The sequence below is a fragment of the Geobacillus kaustophilus genome (genome assembly GCF_000948285.1).
Classification (GTDB): Bacteria; Bacillota; Bacilli; order Bacillales; family Anoxybacillaceae; genus Geobacillus; species Geobacillus thermoleovorans_A.
Genome location: NZ_JYBP01000003.1, coordinates 2,170,168 through 2,185,639, shown reverse-complemented (window position 1 = coordinate 2,185,639; position 15,472 = coordinate 2,170,168). Strand labels below are relative to the sequence as shown.

General features: G+C 40.5%; 13 protein-coding genes and 2 pseudogenes. 14 read left to right on the top strand and 1 reads right to left on the bottom strand.

Annotation, left to right across the window (positions count from 1 at the left end):
- The first annotated feature begins 5 nt into the window (after nt 1-5).
- The 12 genes and pseudogenes from LG52_RS21015 to LG52_RS11175 all read left to right on the top strand — a co-directional run bounded on the left by LG52_RS21015 (nt 6) and on the right by LG52_RS11175 (nt 10,841).
- Nucleotides 6-1,231: pseudogene (locus LG52_RS21015) on the top strand (electron transfer flavoprotein subunit alpha/FixB family protein).
- Nucleotides 1,224-2,519 (top strand): FAD-dependent oxidoreductase, encoded by a 1,296-nt coding sequence (locus LG52_RS11230; protein WP_044731997.1) that lies wholly within the window; start codon nt 1,224-1,226, stop codon nt 2,517-2,519. Before LG52_RS21015 ends, LG52_RS11230 begins: the two are co-directional and overlap by 8 nt.
- Complete coding sequence (locus LG52_RS11225) at nt 2,501-2,803, top strand: ferredoxin family protein (protein WP_044731996.1); 303 nt, start codon at nt 2,501-2,503, stop codon at nt 2,801-2,803. The genes LG52_RS11230 and LG52_RS11225 overlap by 19 nt, the downstream gene beginning before the upstream one ends.
- Nucleotides 2,804-2,808: 5 nt before the next feature.
- Complete coding sequence (locus LG52_RS11220) at nt 2,809-3,009, top strand: hypothetical protein (RefSeq protein WP_044731995.1); 201 nt, start codon at nt 2,809-2,811, stop codon at nt 3,007-3,009.
- A gap of 475 nt (nt 3,010-3,484) precedes the next feature.
- Nucleotides 3,485-3,715 (top strand): hypothetical protein, encoded by a 231-nt coding sequence (locus LG52_RS19820; RefSeq protein ID WP_156135638.1) that lies wholly within the window; start codon nt 3,485-3,487, stop codon nt 3,713-3,715.
- 177 nt (nt 3,716-3,892) lie between these two features.
- The gene (locus tag LG52_RS11210; protein ID WP_044731993.1) at nt 3,893-4,195 is read left to right on the top strand and encodes a hypothetical protein; all 303 of its coding nucleotides are present in this window, start codon (nt 3,893-3,895) and stop codon (nt 4,193-4,195) included.
- Between the two features lie 849 nt (nt 4,196-5,044).
- Nucleotides 5,045-6,310 carry a hypothetical protein gene (locus LG52_RS11200; protein WP_044731991.1) on the top strand — a complete coding sequence of 422 codons (1,266 nt, stop codon included), beginning with the start codon at nt 5,045-5,047 and terminating at the stop codon, nt 6,308-6,310.
- Nucleotides 6,311-6,525: 215 nt separating this feature from the next.
- The gene (locus LG52_RS11195) at nt 6,526-6,873 is read left to right on the top strand and encodes a hypothetical protein (RefSeq protein WP_044731990.1); all 348 of its coding nucleotides are present in this window, start codon (nt 6,526-6,528) and stop codon (nt 6,871-6,873) included.
- Between the two features lie 363 nt (nt 6,874-7,236).
- Nucleotides 7,237-7,542: a hypothetical protein gene (locus tag LG52_RS11190; protein WP_052524500.1), complete on the top strand. Its 306-nt coding sequence runs from the start codon at nt 7,237-7,239 to the stop codon at nt 7,540-7,542.
- A 536-nt stretch (nt 7,543-8,078) separates the two neighbouring features.
- Nucleotides 8,079-8,657 (top strand): TetR/AcrR family transcriptional regulator, encoded by a 579-nt coding sequence (locus tag LG52_RS11185; protein ID WP_044731989.1) that lies wholly within the window; start codon nt 8,079-8,081, stop codon nt 8,655-8,657.
- Between the two features lie 138 nt (nt 8,658-8,795).
- The gene (locus tag LG52_RS11180) at nt 8,796-9,545 is read left to right on the top strand and encodes an alpha/beta fold hydrolase (protein WP_044731988.1); all 750 of its coding nucleotides are present in this window, start codon (nt 8,796-8,798) and stop codon (nt 9,543-9,545) included.
- A 99-nt stretch (nt 9,546-9,644) separates the two neighbouring features.
- Nucleotides 9,645-10,841, top strand: coding sequence for a YhgE/Pip domain-containing protein (locus LG52_RS11175; RefSeq protein ID WP_044731987.1), 1,197 nt, complete (start codon nt 9,645-9,647; stop codon nt 10,839-10,841).
- 371 nt (nt 10,842-11,212) lie between these two features.
- On the opposite strand, the gene tnpC (LG52_RS11170) is transcribed toward LG52_RS11175, so the two are convergent.
- On the bottom strand, nt 11,213-12,691 hold the full coding sequence (gene tnpC, locus LG52_RS11170) for an IS66 family transposase (RefSeq protein ID WP_044731986.1): 1,479 nt from the start codon (nt 12,689-12,691) through the stop codon (nt 11,213-11,215).
- A gap of 243 nt (nt 12,692-12,934) precedes the next feature.
- On the opposite strand from tnpC (LG52_RS11170), the pseudogene tnpC (LG52_RS11165) reads away from it, so the two are divergent.
- Both tnpC (LG52_RS11165) and LG52_RS11160 read left to right on the top strand, forming a co-directional pair.
- A pseudogene (gene tnpC / locus LG52_RS11165) lies at nt 12,935-13,870 on the top strand (IS66 family transposase); the annotation flags it as partial.
- 133 nt (nt 13,871-14,003) lie between these two features.
- Nucleotides 14,004-15,434 (top strand): glycoside hydrolase family 32 protein, encoded by a 1,431-nt coding sequence (locus LG52_RS11160; RefSeq protein ID WP_231584459.1) that lies wholly within the window; start codon nt 14,004-14,006, stop codon nt 15,432-15,434.
- Nucleotides 15,435-15,472: the final 38 nt, after the last annotated feature.

Below are 15,472 nucleotides of genomic sequence, written 5' to 3'. Positions count from 1 at the left end.
AGCGCATGAATTTCGATGATTATCGGGGGATATGGATATACATTGAAGTGAAAGATGGGCAAATTGCTCCTGTATCGTTAGAATTATTAGGAGCAGGACGGGCGCTAGCAGATAAACGTAAAACAGAGCTCGCGGGAGTTTTAATTGGTAGTGGCGTAAAAGCACTTGCCTCAACACTTTTTCAATATGGTGCAGACGTTGTATATGTATATGATGATCCAATTTTTGAACATTACCGAACAGAACCATATATGCGCGCTTTGCTCGATTGTTGCCATAAACATAAACCAGAAGTCATTTTATATGGGGCGACGCCATCTGGAAAAGATTTGGCGAGTGCCATCGCAACCGATTTACCGACAGGATTAACAGCGGATACGACAATACTTGATATTGAAGAAGATACAGGGTTATTGTTAGCGAGCCGCCCGGCGTTTGGTGGAAATATTATGGCAACGATTTTATGTACCTGAATCCGTGATAAAGACGCGTTCAAAACTGCCAAGAAAACCTTGCTAAATCAACAAATATTGCCCTTGGGGTTCTTCACCTAATAGGTGAACATTCGAAATTGAGTTGAAACCTCGGCATGATTGGGTTTTCAAGCATTTTTGATACACTTCTATCACGGATTTAGGTATGTAAAAAATATCGTCCACAAATGGCAACTGTTCGTCCAAAAGTAATGAAAGCGCTACCGCCAGATCCGTCGCGCACAGGTCGCGTGATCGAGGAGCATATTGAGTTACACGAAGAAGAAATGCGGACGAAAGTGTTACAGATTGTGAGAGAGACAGCGAAAAAAGTGCGTATTGACGAAGCGGACATTGTTGTGGCTGGCGGAAAAGGGATGGGCAGCAAAGAAGGATTCCAACTCATTCACCAGCTCGCAGAAGTGCTTGGTGGTGCCGTTGGGGCGAGCCGTGACGTTGTGGAGGCAGGGTGGATTGACCATCATCACCAAGTCGGACAAACCGGTGTGACCGTCACACCGAAAATTTATTTTGCGATCGGCATTTCCGGAGCGATTCAGCACGTCGTCGGCATGCAAAACTCGGAGCTCATTATCGCCATCAATAAAGACCCGAACGCTCCGATTTTCCAATCATGCCACTACGGTATCGTCGGCGATGCGTTTGAAATCGTTCCGCTTTTAATTGACCGATTGAAAGAAGAAATTCCGAAAGTAAAAGCAGCTGCCGATGTGAAGGAGGAGATCCGCCATGCCTGAAAAATTTGATTGTATCGTTGTTGGCGCAGGCCCAGCTGGGACGGCTTGTGCCTATGAACTAGCAAAAGCAGGGGTTCACGTGCTACTTTTAGAGCGCGGCGAATATCCAGGAGCGAAAAACGTCATGGGCGGTGTATTATACCGAAAAATGATGGAAGATATTATCCCAGAGTTTTATAAAGAAGCACCGCTAGAACGCCCAATCGTCGAGCAGCGGTTTATGATGATGGATAAAGAATCGGCGGTGACATTTAGTTACAAAGGATTAGAGTGGGGACGAGAGCCGTATAACAATTTCACCGTATTGCGCGCCAAATTTGACCAGTGGTTTGCCGAAAAAGCAGTCGAACAAGGAGCGCTGCTCGTTTGTGAAACGGTAGCGGTCGAATGTATCGTCGAAAACGGCCGCGTCATCGGTGTTCGCACAGACCGACCAGATGGCGACATTTACGCGGATGTAGTCGTGTTAGCAGACGGCGTCAACTCCCTTTTAGCGAAACAGCTCGGGTTTCATCGCGAATGGCGGCCAGATGAAGTCGCTTTAGCGACGATGGAAATTTTAAAACTAGATAAAAACGTGATTGAAGACCGCTTTAATCTTGAAGCCAACCAAGGCTGTACAATTGAGATTTTTGGCGATGCGACAAAGGGAATTTTAGGAACAGGATTTTTATATACGAATAAAGATACGCTCAGCATCGGTGTCGGTACGCTTTTATCTGGATTAATTAAACATAAAATTAAGCCGTATGAGCTGCTTGAGTATGTGAAAAACCACCCGATGATTCGTCCATACATTCAAGGGAGCGAACCTGTCGAATATTTAGCGCATTTGATTCCAGAAGGTGGATATCATTCCATTCCGAAAGTGGCAGGCAGCGGGGTGCTTGTTGTTGGGGATGCGGCACAGCTTGTCAATGCGATTCATCGCGAAGGTTCCAATATGGCGATGACGTCCGGTCGGTTAGCGGCAGAAACAATTATTATGGCAAAAGAGCAAAACGACTTTTCCGAAAGCATGCTTGACCAATATCGGATGAAACTGATGGAAAGCTTTATTGGGCAAGACTTGAAAAAATATAAAGATGCGACCCATCATTTTGAATCGTTCCCACAATATTTTGAGCAATACATCCCGATGCTCAACCGCGCTGCAAGCCAAATGTTTACGGTGGACGGAGCATCGAAATGGGAAAAACAGCAAAAAATTTGGCGTGACCTCGGCTCGACGAAACAAAAGTTTAAGCTGGCACGCGATATGATGAAAGCATGGAAGGTGATGAAATAATGAAGGGGCAAACGATTGAAGAAAAGCAATATTTAGTCCGCTTTAATGCGGATACGAAATCACATCTTCACGTGCTTGACCCAAATATTTGTTTAACGAAATGCCCGGATAAAATTTGTACGATTTTTTGCCCAGCGTCTGTGTATAAATGGGAAGAAGTTCGGATGCACGTCGGCTATGAAGGATGTCATGAGTGCGGCAGCTGTCGCATCGGCTGTCCGCACGAAAACATTCAGTGGGAATATCCACGCGGCGGCTATGGCATCGTCTTCCGTCTAGGGTGATCGCCATGTTTCACATCGGAGACTGCGTCGTCTATACGGATGGAACGAGAGGAATTGTGCTAGAAGTAACCGATGACCGTTGCCATGTCTTATGGGAAGATTACTTCGTCAGCTGGGAGAAAAAAGCGTTATTAACAGTCGATGAAGAACTAACAAAAAAACAAACGATTCGCGGTTCTTCTCATGTGAGCCACCCTTTATTGTAGGGTGGTTTTTTGTTTCTTTATATACAATTTATTCCAAAAAGGGGTTGACGGATGTTTTTTTGTTTTTTATGATTATTTTGTAAATTCTTTTTGAAATGGGAGGGTGTACATGGTTGCGATAAGGAAACAAATTATTTTGTTTTTTTGCTTTGTCTTATGTTTCGCTTCAATATCTCCAAAAGTTTTAGCAAAAGAAAAGTATTCAAATAGAGAGTCGTTTTATACAAGTGTCATGCCTGTATATAGTATGGAAAATAGGAAAAAGGTTGGACAAAAATCTTTTGAAACTAGTGTTAAAATTGACAACAAGACTAAATGATACTGAAGAAGTAATTGTTTCAACAAAGATAATTACAGAAGATTTCCAGTCAGGAGAGATTCGCGAAGAATATAGCACGCAAACATATACTTTTAAGAAGAATAAGTTAGTACGTATTAATAATAAGGATATTGAGGTGGATTAGTTTCCTCTTTTATGACAAGAGCTGACACGATTAGCTCAGCTAGGAGCACCTTATTAATTGAAGCTGCCGCATTAATGGGAGCATTAGGCGTAGCTGTACTAACAGTTAGTACCATTTTCGGTGCCTTAACTGCTGCAGGATCTGCTTCAGTTATTGCTGCAAATATGATTAGTGTTTCAAATTCTGCTCATGCAGATATTCAACGCGCATACGAGCTTGCAACTGTAATTAAAAGTCAATAATTGTGAGAATAAGGTGGTTTATTTTGTATGATGTTTAAACTTTTATACTCGCTTGTTATTGCGTTTTTGTTGTATGTGCTTATTGAACGAAAAGGGAAACCGCGAGAAAAGATACTATTTTACACATGCATTTTCATTCTTCTTTTTCTTTTATCCAGATGATAAAGGAAGTGAGTTATGAAACTATTTTTCAAAAAAGTTTTCCTATCGATTGTGTTGTTTTTCTTGGCGCTTTCACTATTCAGTTCATGGTCTTTTGCGTGGGCTGTTTTTCCGTTTGCGTTGTTGCTCATTTTGCTTGTTTGTATAGTGACAGAAGGTATTCTCCTGTTTTTCGATAAGAAATTTCATTCAATGGTCGTTTTGATCGTCGCAACGCTTGTATCCATTCCGTTTTATCTATCGGTTGCTTTTGTCGTACCGATTTACATCGGAGCAGTTGGATATGATATCGGAAGAAGAGTTTTTGCGCAACGTTAGCTTCATTATTTCTGTCATCCTATATGGGATGTTTTTTTGTTTCTCTATATACAATTTATTCTAAAAAAGGGGTTGACGGATAATTTTTTTTTTTTTATGATTATTTTACGAACTATACAAGTTGCCATTTTGCTTTACATCCTGTCGATCACTTGCCATGTTGTATTTATAGTCGACTTGTATAGAGATAACAGAGAGGGGGGGATAATGCAAAAAGCTATATTGTTTACGATAATAAGCGCATGTTTTTATTTTTGTTTATATTTCGTAACATTGTGGGGTATTAATCACTATGAATCTCTAAAAACGTTTAATATCATTTCAATTTTTCCTATTATCCTTACTGCGGTACTTGCTTTTTTATTGGGAATTATTATAAAGATAAATTTTACAAACGACATATCTGATAGAAATTTGTTAGCTGTCATACTAGTTGTTGGTCTTATCATGTATTTAGCAGTTATATCTGTTGAGTATATGAGATGAAGATTTTTGTAAAAACACTCATGAGAAGATTTCGTTCCCCATCTAAGCATGAAAGTAGTCTCACGTGGATTCATTGTTGTTGTGTCTGTCACCTGTCGAAATGGTTTGTTGTCGGGAAAAACGTTCGATTGATACAGGCAGAGAATGTCCGCGGTTTGTTGTAAAAGATGAAGTTTGATTAATAATTTTGGTAACAATCTTGTCACTCCAATGTTTGGGTGGCTGTGTGTGTCGTTATCTCAATCATACGGTAAACAACAAGAGTGACAAGCTTTTTATCCAGAAAAGCATAAAATCAACAAAAAATCAGGGGACGTCTTTAAAACTTTTGACAATACCAATATCAGAAGGGAAGTGTCCTTAATGAATATCTCACTAAAAAACACTGTGATCCTATTCATCATTTTACTTCCCATATTGATTTTATCACCACGGTCTATAAACGCGGAAAATGATATAGCTAATGATTCCGAATTAAAAAGAAATATAGAGTATAGAAAGAAAATGGGTTTAAATTATGATCCTGTTTATGTGAGTAATTTAATAACCTCAAAGGAAGTAATACAGTCATACGAAAAACACGGAGTTTGGCTAACTGAGGACGAATTAGAGGAAATAGAAAATAGAATAAAATATCAAGAGGAAAAAATACCATTGATTTTAGAATATATTAGAAACAATATTAGTTCAAGTGATTTTGGGGGACTGTACGTCGATCAATCGAAAAAAGGTGTGGTAACAATTAGTTTTTCTAAAAATTTAAAACAAATGAATAAAGAGATAAATGACATTAGGAAAATTTTTAATAATGATTCAAAAATAAAATTTAAACAAGTACAAAGATCAGAAAAGCAGCTTGATGAAATACATTCGACAGTACTCTCGAAGAGGCGTGAATTAAAAGAACAAGGTATAAATGTTACTACTATATATTCTAATATTCAAAGGAATAAGGTTATTATCGGTATTTATCCATTTGACAGCACTGCTAGGGATTCACTTGTAAATATATTCGGTTCAGATATTGAAGTAATTGAATCTGATGGTGGTTACGAAGAGTCTAGAACTGCTTATACACGGCCATTAGAAGGTGGATTAAGGATTAGCAATATTGACACTGGTTGGGGGTGTACGGGCGGATTTTCAGCTTCTTATGGAAATTGGGTTTACTATGTCACAGCTGGTCATTGCGGAAGAAGTAGTGATAGATTTAGTCAAGGCGGTTCATACTTTGGATATGCCTACAGGCTCGTAAATAGTGGTGAACTGGATGCAATGCTGATTTCATTAGGTCAACTTTCCTATGCTAGCAATTATAATTATGGACAGCCTAACTTTACCAGTTGGCAAAGAGAATCATATGAATATGTAGGACAATACGTATGTATGAATGGTTCATATACTGGTAATGCATGTGGGGTTGTAAAAAGTACAAATTATTCAGCAAGAGAACACAATAATATGACTGCTGCTGATTATAATTCTACTAACGGTGACAGTGGTTCGCCTACATATTATGGTAGCCAGATTAGAGGTGTACATGAAGGCGTAGGCTCTAATGGGTGGAAAATGTATACTCATGTACAAAGTATAGTAGATTATTGGGGGTTATCTCCTAGAACGTGGTGAATGTTTTTGTGTATTATCTTTGTTAACATAGGGATAATTTAGAGAAATAAAGTGTTACCAAATAAAACGTTCATGAGTAATCTCTACTTCCCTTAGGAGCATTTTTAAAAGCCTCCTGCTCATAAAAAGGGAATAGAGAAGTTTAGTTTTGCGTTGTGTTGTCTTTTTCGATAAATGTAATCTTACAAAATTTCATACAAAGGAATGCAATTCGAATGATTAGAACTGTTGTTTTCGTCTTGGTTAGTTTACTCTTGACTGGTTGCACAGGAACAAAGTCTTTTGAAGGGACGCTTTATAGTATTGGAGAAAATTATTTTGTCGTGGACTGTTCCCATGAAGTAAAAAAAAGGAAAAATAACGTAGAGGATATAAGCTATCCTTGTACAGTCCGAATCACAGATCAAACAAAACTCAGTGATGAAGATGGCAACAAATTAAGTGTTGACGACTTTACGGAAGAAGTAACTGTGAAAGTCATTCTTGCCACCCCTCAGACTATAAATCAAAGTAAAGAAAGCAGAAACATTGAGGCTAGGGAGATTATATTGCTTAATCGATAGAATCTGATCCTTCAAGTGAAAAAACTGCCCGTTCGGTCGCAGAAATTGATAGGTTGGTCATCTGAATTCTAGCGCTTTTAGGGCTGTTGTTTGTAAATGTATTGGTAACATATAGAATCTGGTATTGGATTAAAAAGGGGATACTCTAAAGCTTTACATCCTATACGGGGTGGTTTATTGTTTCTTTTTATGAAATTTATTCCAAAAAAAAAATGATCGGCATACATATATTTTTTATCCTGAATCCGTGATAAGGTGACATCGACTTTGATTTTGTTGTTGGATTTATGGATGTTGTATCCATTGTAAAGATGGTTTGTCACGGATTCAGGTAGTGAGAAAGAGAAGGCGGATATTGATAGAATGAAAAAATGTATTCAGGAGATGACGGCGACTGGTGAACTTCTGGTGCCGAAACCGAGTGATGAAGATTATGATTTGCAAGTTAGATATATTAATTTTTCAGAAGGGAGACTAATAGCAGTTATTTTAGAAAGTGTAGATAAACAATATGTCAGTGGTTTTCAAATGCAAGGTACAAGATGTGAGAAATTATATCATGAACTAAAGGTGCTTAAAGGAATTAGTCCAACAGATTGTGTCAAGGGTAACCCAGTGTTGAATGAGTATTTGGAATCTTTGGTAAAAGCGAGATATTTACAAATATAAACATAGGAACTTGAATCTGTGATGGGTTGATATATGTTTTGAAGTTGCTGTTGGTTTTATAGATACGTGATCCATCGCTTAGCCATCAAGTTAAGAAATTGGTAAAGGTCAAATAGCCCCCGCCTTTTGGAATGTCGAGGCTTGGGGTATTATCATTATTTAGTTAGTAGATGAAAAGCAATACATGAAACAGGGAGTATGATTGGCCAAGGAAGCACCTGCTCCAATGCGTTCGTGTCTGACAAATTCATATTTGGAAGTTGTCCAAAAAGATAGTGAAGCCCGTGATGTTAGTTGGGCGCTAGCACTCAACTAACACCATGGGTTATTGTATTTATTGCTGTATGGTTGATACGAAAGATGGTTTCTCTTTTTAAAAGGCGTTTTTAGTTTGCAACCCTTTTGCATCACTTTCGTGAGTGTGGTATGCTTTTTCATGGAAAGCACTTTCTGAGTTTGTTTGTGTTGCTCCGTACAATTCTCAGGAAGGGTGTTCTTTTCTGTTATTTTTATATTAGTAGGAGGGGAAGTATCAGATGACTGGAAAAACTGAACGTTATCAAGAAATTTTAACTGTTGCAAGGAGTGTTTTGGCGGAGAAAGGGTTCGATGATACAAAAGTGTCTGAAATAGCTGAAGTGGCGGGTGTTGCAAAAGGTACTTTTTATATATACTTTCCTTCTAAATTAGACTTAGTTCTCGCCTTAGTGCGTGAAATGCAGGGGAAAATACTTTCTGAAGCTGAAAAAGTAATTGACTTGAAGACAAATTATTTTGAAAAGCTTGTCCAAGTGATTAAAACGGCATTTATTGTAATGGAAAGTTACCGTGATGTTTTTCCGATATTTAATGCAGTTAGCGCATTTAAGACCGAACAGTGGAAAGCAGAAAAAGAAATTCGGGTTCCCTACTATAATTTCCTAAAAAGCCTAATCGAAAATGGTCAAAAATCAGGTGAGTTTCACTGCGATTTGAATGCTGAAATGACTGCCATACTAATTGTTGGTATGGTGGAACATGTAGCGCATGACTGTTTTGTTTACCATTCAGATTACTGTATAGATGACTATCTTCATACGATTGATTCGTTGTTGAGAAAGGCACTAAAAGGGTGATGACATGACTTTGAAAAGTTTATCAGAGAATTATTCATAAGCATATATGTGTTTTTTGCCAATGACGTACTTGAATGTTATTAAAAAATGGAATATAATACTTATATGACTGACCGTCAGTACAGAAGGGAGGAAAGTATGAAAAGCTTTAAATCAGAAGGAAATGGAATCCCTATATTATTTATCTCTGGCTTATTTGCTGGGGATTGGATATGGGGAGATGTTACTTCATATTTTTCTAAAACCGAATACACTATTATTCGTCTACGGGAGCCACTTTCTGCTTATGGCCATAAAATTAGTGAGTTGCGTGAAATGTTAATCCAATTTTTGAATGAGTTCATTGAAGATAAAGCAATTGTTATAGGTAATTCTTTAGGTGGCTTGCTTGCTATGGATTTAGCTTCATCAATCCCGAAAAAAGTGGCCGCAATTGTCGTCAGTTGCGCGCCAGGTATGGGGAGCACTAATCTTGGGATTGGATCTCCCAAAATGGGAAGCAAGGAAGAAAGTAAAAAATGGTTTGGTGATTTAAGAGAGAAGTTGTTTGTAAATCAACAGTGCGTCACTGATGAGCAACTAGATCTTGTTTCTGAGTTTTTTAGTGACAGACGTCGTTTCCTAAATATGATTCGATTAGCTAAGGAAGCAGATAAATATGACGCTAAATTAATTTTGCCGAAGATAAAGTGTCCAATATTACTATTATGGGGAGATCAAGACGAAGTTTCACCAATTGAACATTGGAAAAGTTCAATTCCTCTCAATCCACAGATACAACTAAAGGTTATTGAAAATAGTGGCCATAGTCCGATGATGGAAAAACCTAAAGAGTTTTGGAAATCTGTAGAGAGTTTTATAAAGAATGTATTAGTACATCATACGTAAAATCAACTTATACTGCTCAATAAAGACTGACGGTCAGTCATTTAATCTATGATGACACTTTTCTTTTAAGGAACTAAGTATTAAAGGGAGGGAGCATAGATGAAAATCGTTAAAAGTTTTTTAAAACAGAAAGAGACATTAGTGGGAATTGCCGCAGCGATTGCTTTTCAACTTATATTTGTTACTGTATGGCTAACTGCTTATGATGGTGTCTACGATCGAACAAATCAATTTTCAGTAGCGGTTGTTAATAATGATAGTGAGCTGGGGAGAGAAATCATAAAGAAGCTGGAGGATAGAAATTTATTTCGATTAAAAGTGTTTGAAGAATTAAATCAAGCATTAGAAGCCTTAGATAAACGAAACGTCAATATGGTTATTCATCTCCCTGATAGAATAATAGAAAAATTGACAGTAAATGAGAATATAACAATCGATTATTACATTAATCAAGCCACTCCAACTTTAACAAAACAAATGATGGAAAAAGCAGCGAATAAAATTAATGATGCTCTTAACTATCAATTTAGAGAAACAATAAATAACCAGATGGTAAAAAGGATTCCACAGCTAGTCACAGAAAAAGTTCCCGATGAAAAAATGAAAGCGATGGTCGAGGACATAGCTACTCAAGTTGTTGATATGGTGCAGAAAAATACGAAAATGAATCCTATAGTGGCCAATATAGTAAAGACAAATGAAAAAGAAGGATTTGCTATTACGATGGTTCCGTTATTAATCGTATTAGCTTCCTACATTAGTGCTATGCTTATTAGCCAATATTTGCAGATTGCAAATGGCAGATTAATTAATGAGTATAGTCGATTTTCACTTTTCGTTGGTAGACAGATGATTACTATTCTATTAGCGCTCGGGATCTCTTTATTAAGCATTTTTTTAATGAATCTGTTTCATATTGAATTGAATCATAACTTTTTTGTTTTATGGGGATTTCAGTCCATTCTTTTCTTTAGTTTTTTAGCTTTATCTCAAGTTTTTGTTATGTTATTTGGAATTCCAGGTATGATTTTTAACATTGCTTTAACAGCAATTCAAATCGCAAGTTCAGGAGCGATGGTACCACGTGAATTATTGCCAACTTTTTATTATGAGCTTGGTCATTTGCTTCCTGCAACTTATGGTGTAAACAGTTATTTTAGCTTGATTTATGGTGGGGGAGATCTTGGTTCAGACTTGAAACATTTAAGTATTATCATTTCGGTATTGTTAGCAATTGCTATTGCGATACAAATTGTATTTTCTATGCGGGACAAATTTAAATCCACGGAAATGTGAGTAAAATATTTTTTGTGGACAATTTATGGACTAACTTGGGGAATATTAGAAACTTTCGTTCGTGGTGCTCATTGAGACCACAATCGAAGTGCGGCAGGGTGAACATTCAACATTTCCGCCATCCCATATGGGGTGGTTTTTTATTTCTTTATGTACAATTTATTCTAAAAAAGGATTGACATTTTTTTAGTAACTATTCAGCCACCTCATAAAGTGAGCTGAATATTTTTTGGTTTTCCTGTCTATGATGTGAATATTGATAGACAAGGAGGTGAATCGTATGTTGACAGTACAACGTATCCATTCAGCCCAATATTCGTGAGATTTTCAGAATCCAGCACCCATAGGGCATTTCCCGTATCGAAAATGCCCTAGGAGGAATGGAGAATCGTTTGGAGAGACTCCCCACTTAGAAGTCGTTGCAACGATTCCCAAACCGGCTTTCCGTGTTTTTGCAGGGTAGAAATGACGCTGCGCATGACACAGAAAGCCTCGGCATCGTCTTCCTGACGAAACGTTCCGGAAATTTTTTGTTTGACTTTCACCATCCGCAAATCGCGCTCGGCTTGGTTGTTGTCAAACGGTACTTCTTTCTTTCGCAGGAAGAGAAGCGCTTCTTGCTTGCGCTTTTCTAGGCGCTGGATGAAATTCTGCGCGTTGCGGGCGCCTTCATGCTTGCCTTGTCGGCAACGCTCCTCGAGTTCTCGGCGGCCATTCGCTAGAAGCTCGTCGTACACGGCTTCCCAATACCGGACTTCCTCTTCCGGTAGAGCTCCGCCCGCGTTCTCCACCGCCTGTTTCATCTCTAACAGCGCTTCGGTCATCTCTTTCGACCATGAATGGCCGTAAAGTTCTGTATATGCCCGAAGCTCCCGGAGATGATGGGCGTGGCAAAGCGCATGGCTCGCCTCTGTGTACATCGGGTACACCGAATACGCATCGTGTACCATCGTTCCTTTGTACCGTGGCAAGATCCCGATGTCGTCCGTCGCTTTCTTTCCACGAGAGCGATGAAGTCCGTATCGGGTGACCTTGGCAGTGGAAGCCACGTGCACCCATTGGTTCTTTCCGTTCACACGCAGGCTCGTTTCATCGACGTGCAACGTCTTGGAAGCGAGCAGCGCCGCGTCGATCTCTTTGATCGCTGCTTCTACCACAGGCAGCCACCGTCTCGTCATGTTCACGACTGTGCCTGCACTTATCGAATGATCCACTAGCGCTTTGACCATCTCCGTGACACGCTCGTACGGGATCAACTGCGCATGATTCCAGTATAAAACAAGGGAAGTGATGGCTGGACCGTACTGGACATGATTTGTGACATAAAAAGGGAACTCCGCCTGCTGGACGAGATGACATTCCGGACACCCCTTTACTTCCCGTTCGTGTTGAGTCACTTCCATGCGAACCACGGGAAGGTCGAACACTTGGCGAATGTCTACTTGAAGCGGAGCAACATGTTCTAGAGAGTGACCACATCCTTTGCATTGGGTCACGCGGTGAAGGACTCGGTGGTCAGGGTTTGGTACTTGGCGGAGCGTCGTTCCTCGGTGCCCCGGCTGCCCTCCCGGCTGTTTCTGCGACGGTTGGCGAGAAGGAGATTTCGCCACAAACCGGTCAGAAGACGGCGGCAAATGGCTATTGGTACTGTTTTTTTTCGTACAGGCTTCTAATTCTGCAATACGTGCTTTCCATTGTTGGGTTTCTTGTCGAAGCCGTTGGTTTTCTTGACGCAGTTGCTCGTTTTCTCGAACGAGTTTTTCAATCGTTTGTGCTTGGCGCTGAATTTTTGCGACCATGCTTTCGAGTGTAAAAACGGCTTGTTGGAAATCAAAAACAACGGTTGCCATCGTGTTCACCTCCCTTGTCTTGGATAGTGCTAGTATAGACAAGGGGAACAGAAATAAACCCGATCTCGTAAACTTTTTCTATGTAATGGCTGAACAGTTACCCTTCCCCTTTCATACATCTCTTTGATCATAAAAAATTCCCCTCTCGTAATCATGAACCATAGCTCCTCTCGTTAACACTATGGTTCTATTGTAAGTGGGGAATTTTATTCCGGCTATATTGGGGATTTTATCATCGGCTTTAACATCACCAATCATGTGCAATATGGTCCACGGATCACGGCGCTTGTCGTGTATTTATACAACATACAAATGATTCCATATCAACGTTTACGTGACATGATGGAAGAGCTATATCAACATCCGATCAGCACAGGAACACTTGTCAATATGGTCAAACGAGGACGCGAAGCACTCGAACCAAACATGGACATCATCGAGGAAGCATTGCTTCAATCGGACATCTTGCATGTCGATGAAACGAGCTTGCGGATCGATGGCAAACAGGCCTGGGTTCATGTCGCCTGTACATCCGCATATACGTACTTAGCTCCTCACGCTTCTCGTGGAAAGAAAGCAACCGATGAAATCGGGATTCTTCCACGATATAAAGGAACGATGATGCATGATGCATTCGGTACATACCCGAGATACACCGAAGCCACACATGCCCTTTGTCATGCCCATCATGTACGTGACTTGAAAGGATTCATCGAACAAGGGCATACATGGGCAAAACGGATGACCACGTTTCTATTAAATGCCAAACAAGTGGTCGAACAACATGGCGGCTTTCTTCCTGAAGAAGAAGCGAAACGTTGGGAGCACGTGTATGATCGCATACTCGAGAAAGCCAACCATCAGTTGGAAGGGATGACACCGTTGCCGAAAAAAGCGCTCTCCTTCGTTCGGCGACTTCAAAAACGAAAGGAAGAAGCGCTGCGCTTTTTGCGTGAAGCTCACGTTCCCTTTGACAACAACCAAGCCGAACGGGATCTTCGCATGGTCAAAGTCAAAGAGAACATCTCGGGTACATTTCGTCAGGAAACGTTCGCGCAGTCGTTTTGCATCGCAAGGAGCATCGTTTCCACACTCACCAAGCACGAAAAAAACGTGTGGGACTCGTTGTGTCTTCTGTTGACAGGCGAAACGATAGATCGTGTTCTTTCCGCTACGTAGGGCATTTTCTATGACAGAAATGCCCTATTTGTGCTGGGCTACTTTACACACTAGCATCGGGGTGAATAGTTACTCGAAACATACGAAGCACATTTATGAAGCAGAAAGACGAGTACAACAAGCTAAAGAAAAAATGGACAGCACGTATCGCTTAGCATACCACATTATGGCGCCGATAAACTGGATGAACGACCCGAACGGGCTCATTCAATGGAACGGGGAGTACCATGTGTTTTATCAGTTTCATCCAGACAGCCCAAAGTGGGGGCCGATGCATTGGGGGCATGTGAAAAGTAAAGACCTTGTGCATTGGGAACGTGCACCGATTGCGCTTGCGCCGAGCGAATGGTACGACGAAGGCGGCTGTTTTTCAGGAAGCGCGGTAAATGATCAAGGAGTGCTAACTCTTATTTACACTGGAAATGTTTGGTTGAACAAGGAGCAAACGGAACTGAAACAATATCAATGTATTGCAACAAGCAAAGACGGCATCCATTTTGAAAAAGACCCGAACAATCCGGTGCTTTCTGAGCCACCATTTGACTGCCAAGGGCATATTCGCGATCCGAAAGTGTGGAAACGCGGCGACGATTGGTATATGGTGCTTGGGACAAGAGAAGGGAACAACGGAAAAGTCGTTTTATACAAGTCGAACGATTTGCGCCATTGGGAATATGTCAATATCATTGCGCAAAGTGATGGTAGCTTAGGCTATATGTGGGAGTGTCCAGATGTTTTCCGTTTGAACGGCAAAGATATTTTGTTGTTTTCACCGCAAGGGATTGAACCAGATGGCGATCGCTTTCAAAATCTTCATCAAACAGGTTATGTTGTTGGTACGCTTGACTATGAAACAGGAAAACTAGCGCACGGAACGTTTGAAGAACTCGATAAAGGATTTGATTTTTACGCCGCGCAAACGTTTGAAGATGAGAAAGGTCGACGCATTTTGTTCGGTTGGATGGACATGTGGGAGTCGCAAATGCCGACGCAACAACACGGATGGGCAGGCGCGTTAACGATTCCGCGTCTTTTGGAATTGACAGATGATGAGAAACTGTTAATGAAGCCGGTGCCGGAATTACAATTATTGCGCCAAGAGCATATGCATCTGGAATCGATCTCAGTAAAAGAAGAGGGCGGAACGTATACACTTCCATGGAAAGGGGATCGACTAGAGCTACTCGTTCGTTTTTCGGTAGCTGATTTTCAAGGAAATGCATTTGGTGTGAAAGTGCGCTGTGCGGAAGACGGAAGCGAAGAAACGATTTTCCGTTATGATGTGAAAGACTCCATCGTGACGTTTGACCGAAACCGTTCCGGAAAAGGAGAGGGAGGTATTCGTCGTGGGGTGCTAGATAGACAGGGAGACGTCGTTACGTTCCATTTCTTTATCGACCGCTCATCGGTCGAACTATTTGTCAACGACGGTCGACTTGTGATGACAGGAAGAATTTATCCATCCGAAACGAGCCAAGGAATCGAATTGTTCGCAGAAGGCGGGGACGTGACTGTCCTTTCTATCGATGAGTGGACATTGAAGGATATTTGGAGTGAAAAATAGGAGAGACGGTATACGAAGCCGTCTCTTTTCGTTTCCAA

Coding starts and splice junctions, on each gene's coding strand:
- LG52_RS11195 (WP_044731990.1), top strand. CDS start 6,526: ATGATTAGAACTGTTGTTTTCGTCTTGGTTAGTTTACTCTTGACTGGT.
- tnpC (WP_044731986.1), bottom strand. CDS start 12,691: ATGGCAACCGTTGTTTTTGATTTCCAACAAGCCGTTTTTACACTCGAA.
- LG52_RS11185 (WP_044731989.1), top strand. CDS start 8,079: ATGACTGGAAAAACTGAACGTTATCAAGAAATTTTAACTGTTGCAAGG.
- LG52_RS11220 (WP_044731995.1), top strand. CDS start 2,809: ATGTTTCACATCGGAGACTGCGTCGTCTATACGGATGGAACGAGAGGA.
- LG52_RS11180 (WP_044731988.1), top strand. CDS start 8,796: ATGAAAAGCTTTAAATCAGAAGGAAATGGAATCCCTATATTATTTATC.
- LG52_RS19820 (WP_156135638.1), top strand. CDS start 3,485: ATGACAAGAGCTGACACGATTAGCTCAGCTAGGAGCACCTTATTAATT.
- LG52_RS11175 (WP_044731987.1), top strand. CDS start 9,645: ATGAAAATCGTTAAAAGTTTTTTAAAACAGAAAGAGACATTAGTGGGA.
- LG52_RS11200 (WP_044731991.1), top strand. CDS start 5,045: ATGAATATCTCACTAAAAAACACTGTGATCCTATTCATCATTTTACTT.
- LG52_RS11225 (WP_044731996.1), top strand. CDS start 2,501: ATGGAAGGTGATGAAATAATGAAGGGGCAAACGATTGAAGAAAAGCAA.
- LG52_RS11160 (WP_231584459.1), top strand. CDS start 14,004: ATGGACAGCACGTATCGCTTAGCATACCACATTATGGCGCCGATAAAC.
- LG52_RS11210 (WP_044731993.1), top strand. CDS start 3,893: ATGAAACTATTTTTCAAAAAAGTTTTCCTATCGATTGTGTTGTTTTTC.
- LG52_RS11230 (WP_044731997.1), top strand. CDS start 1,224: ATGCCTGAAAAATTTGATTGTATCGTTGTTGGCGCAGGCCCAGCTGGG.
- LG52_RS11190 (WP_052524500.1), top strand. CDS start 7,237: ATGAAAAAATGTATTCAGGAGATGACGGCGACTGGTGAACTTCTGGTG.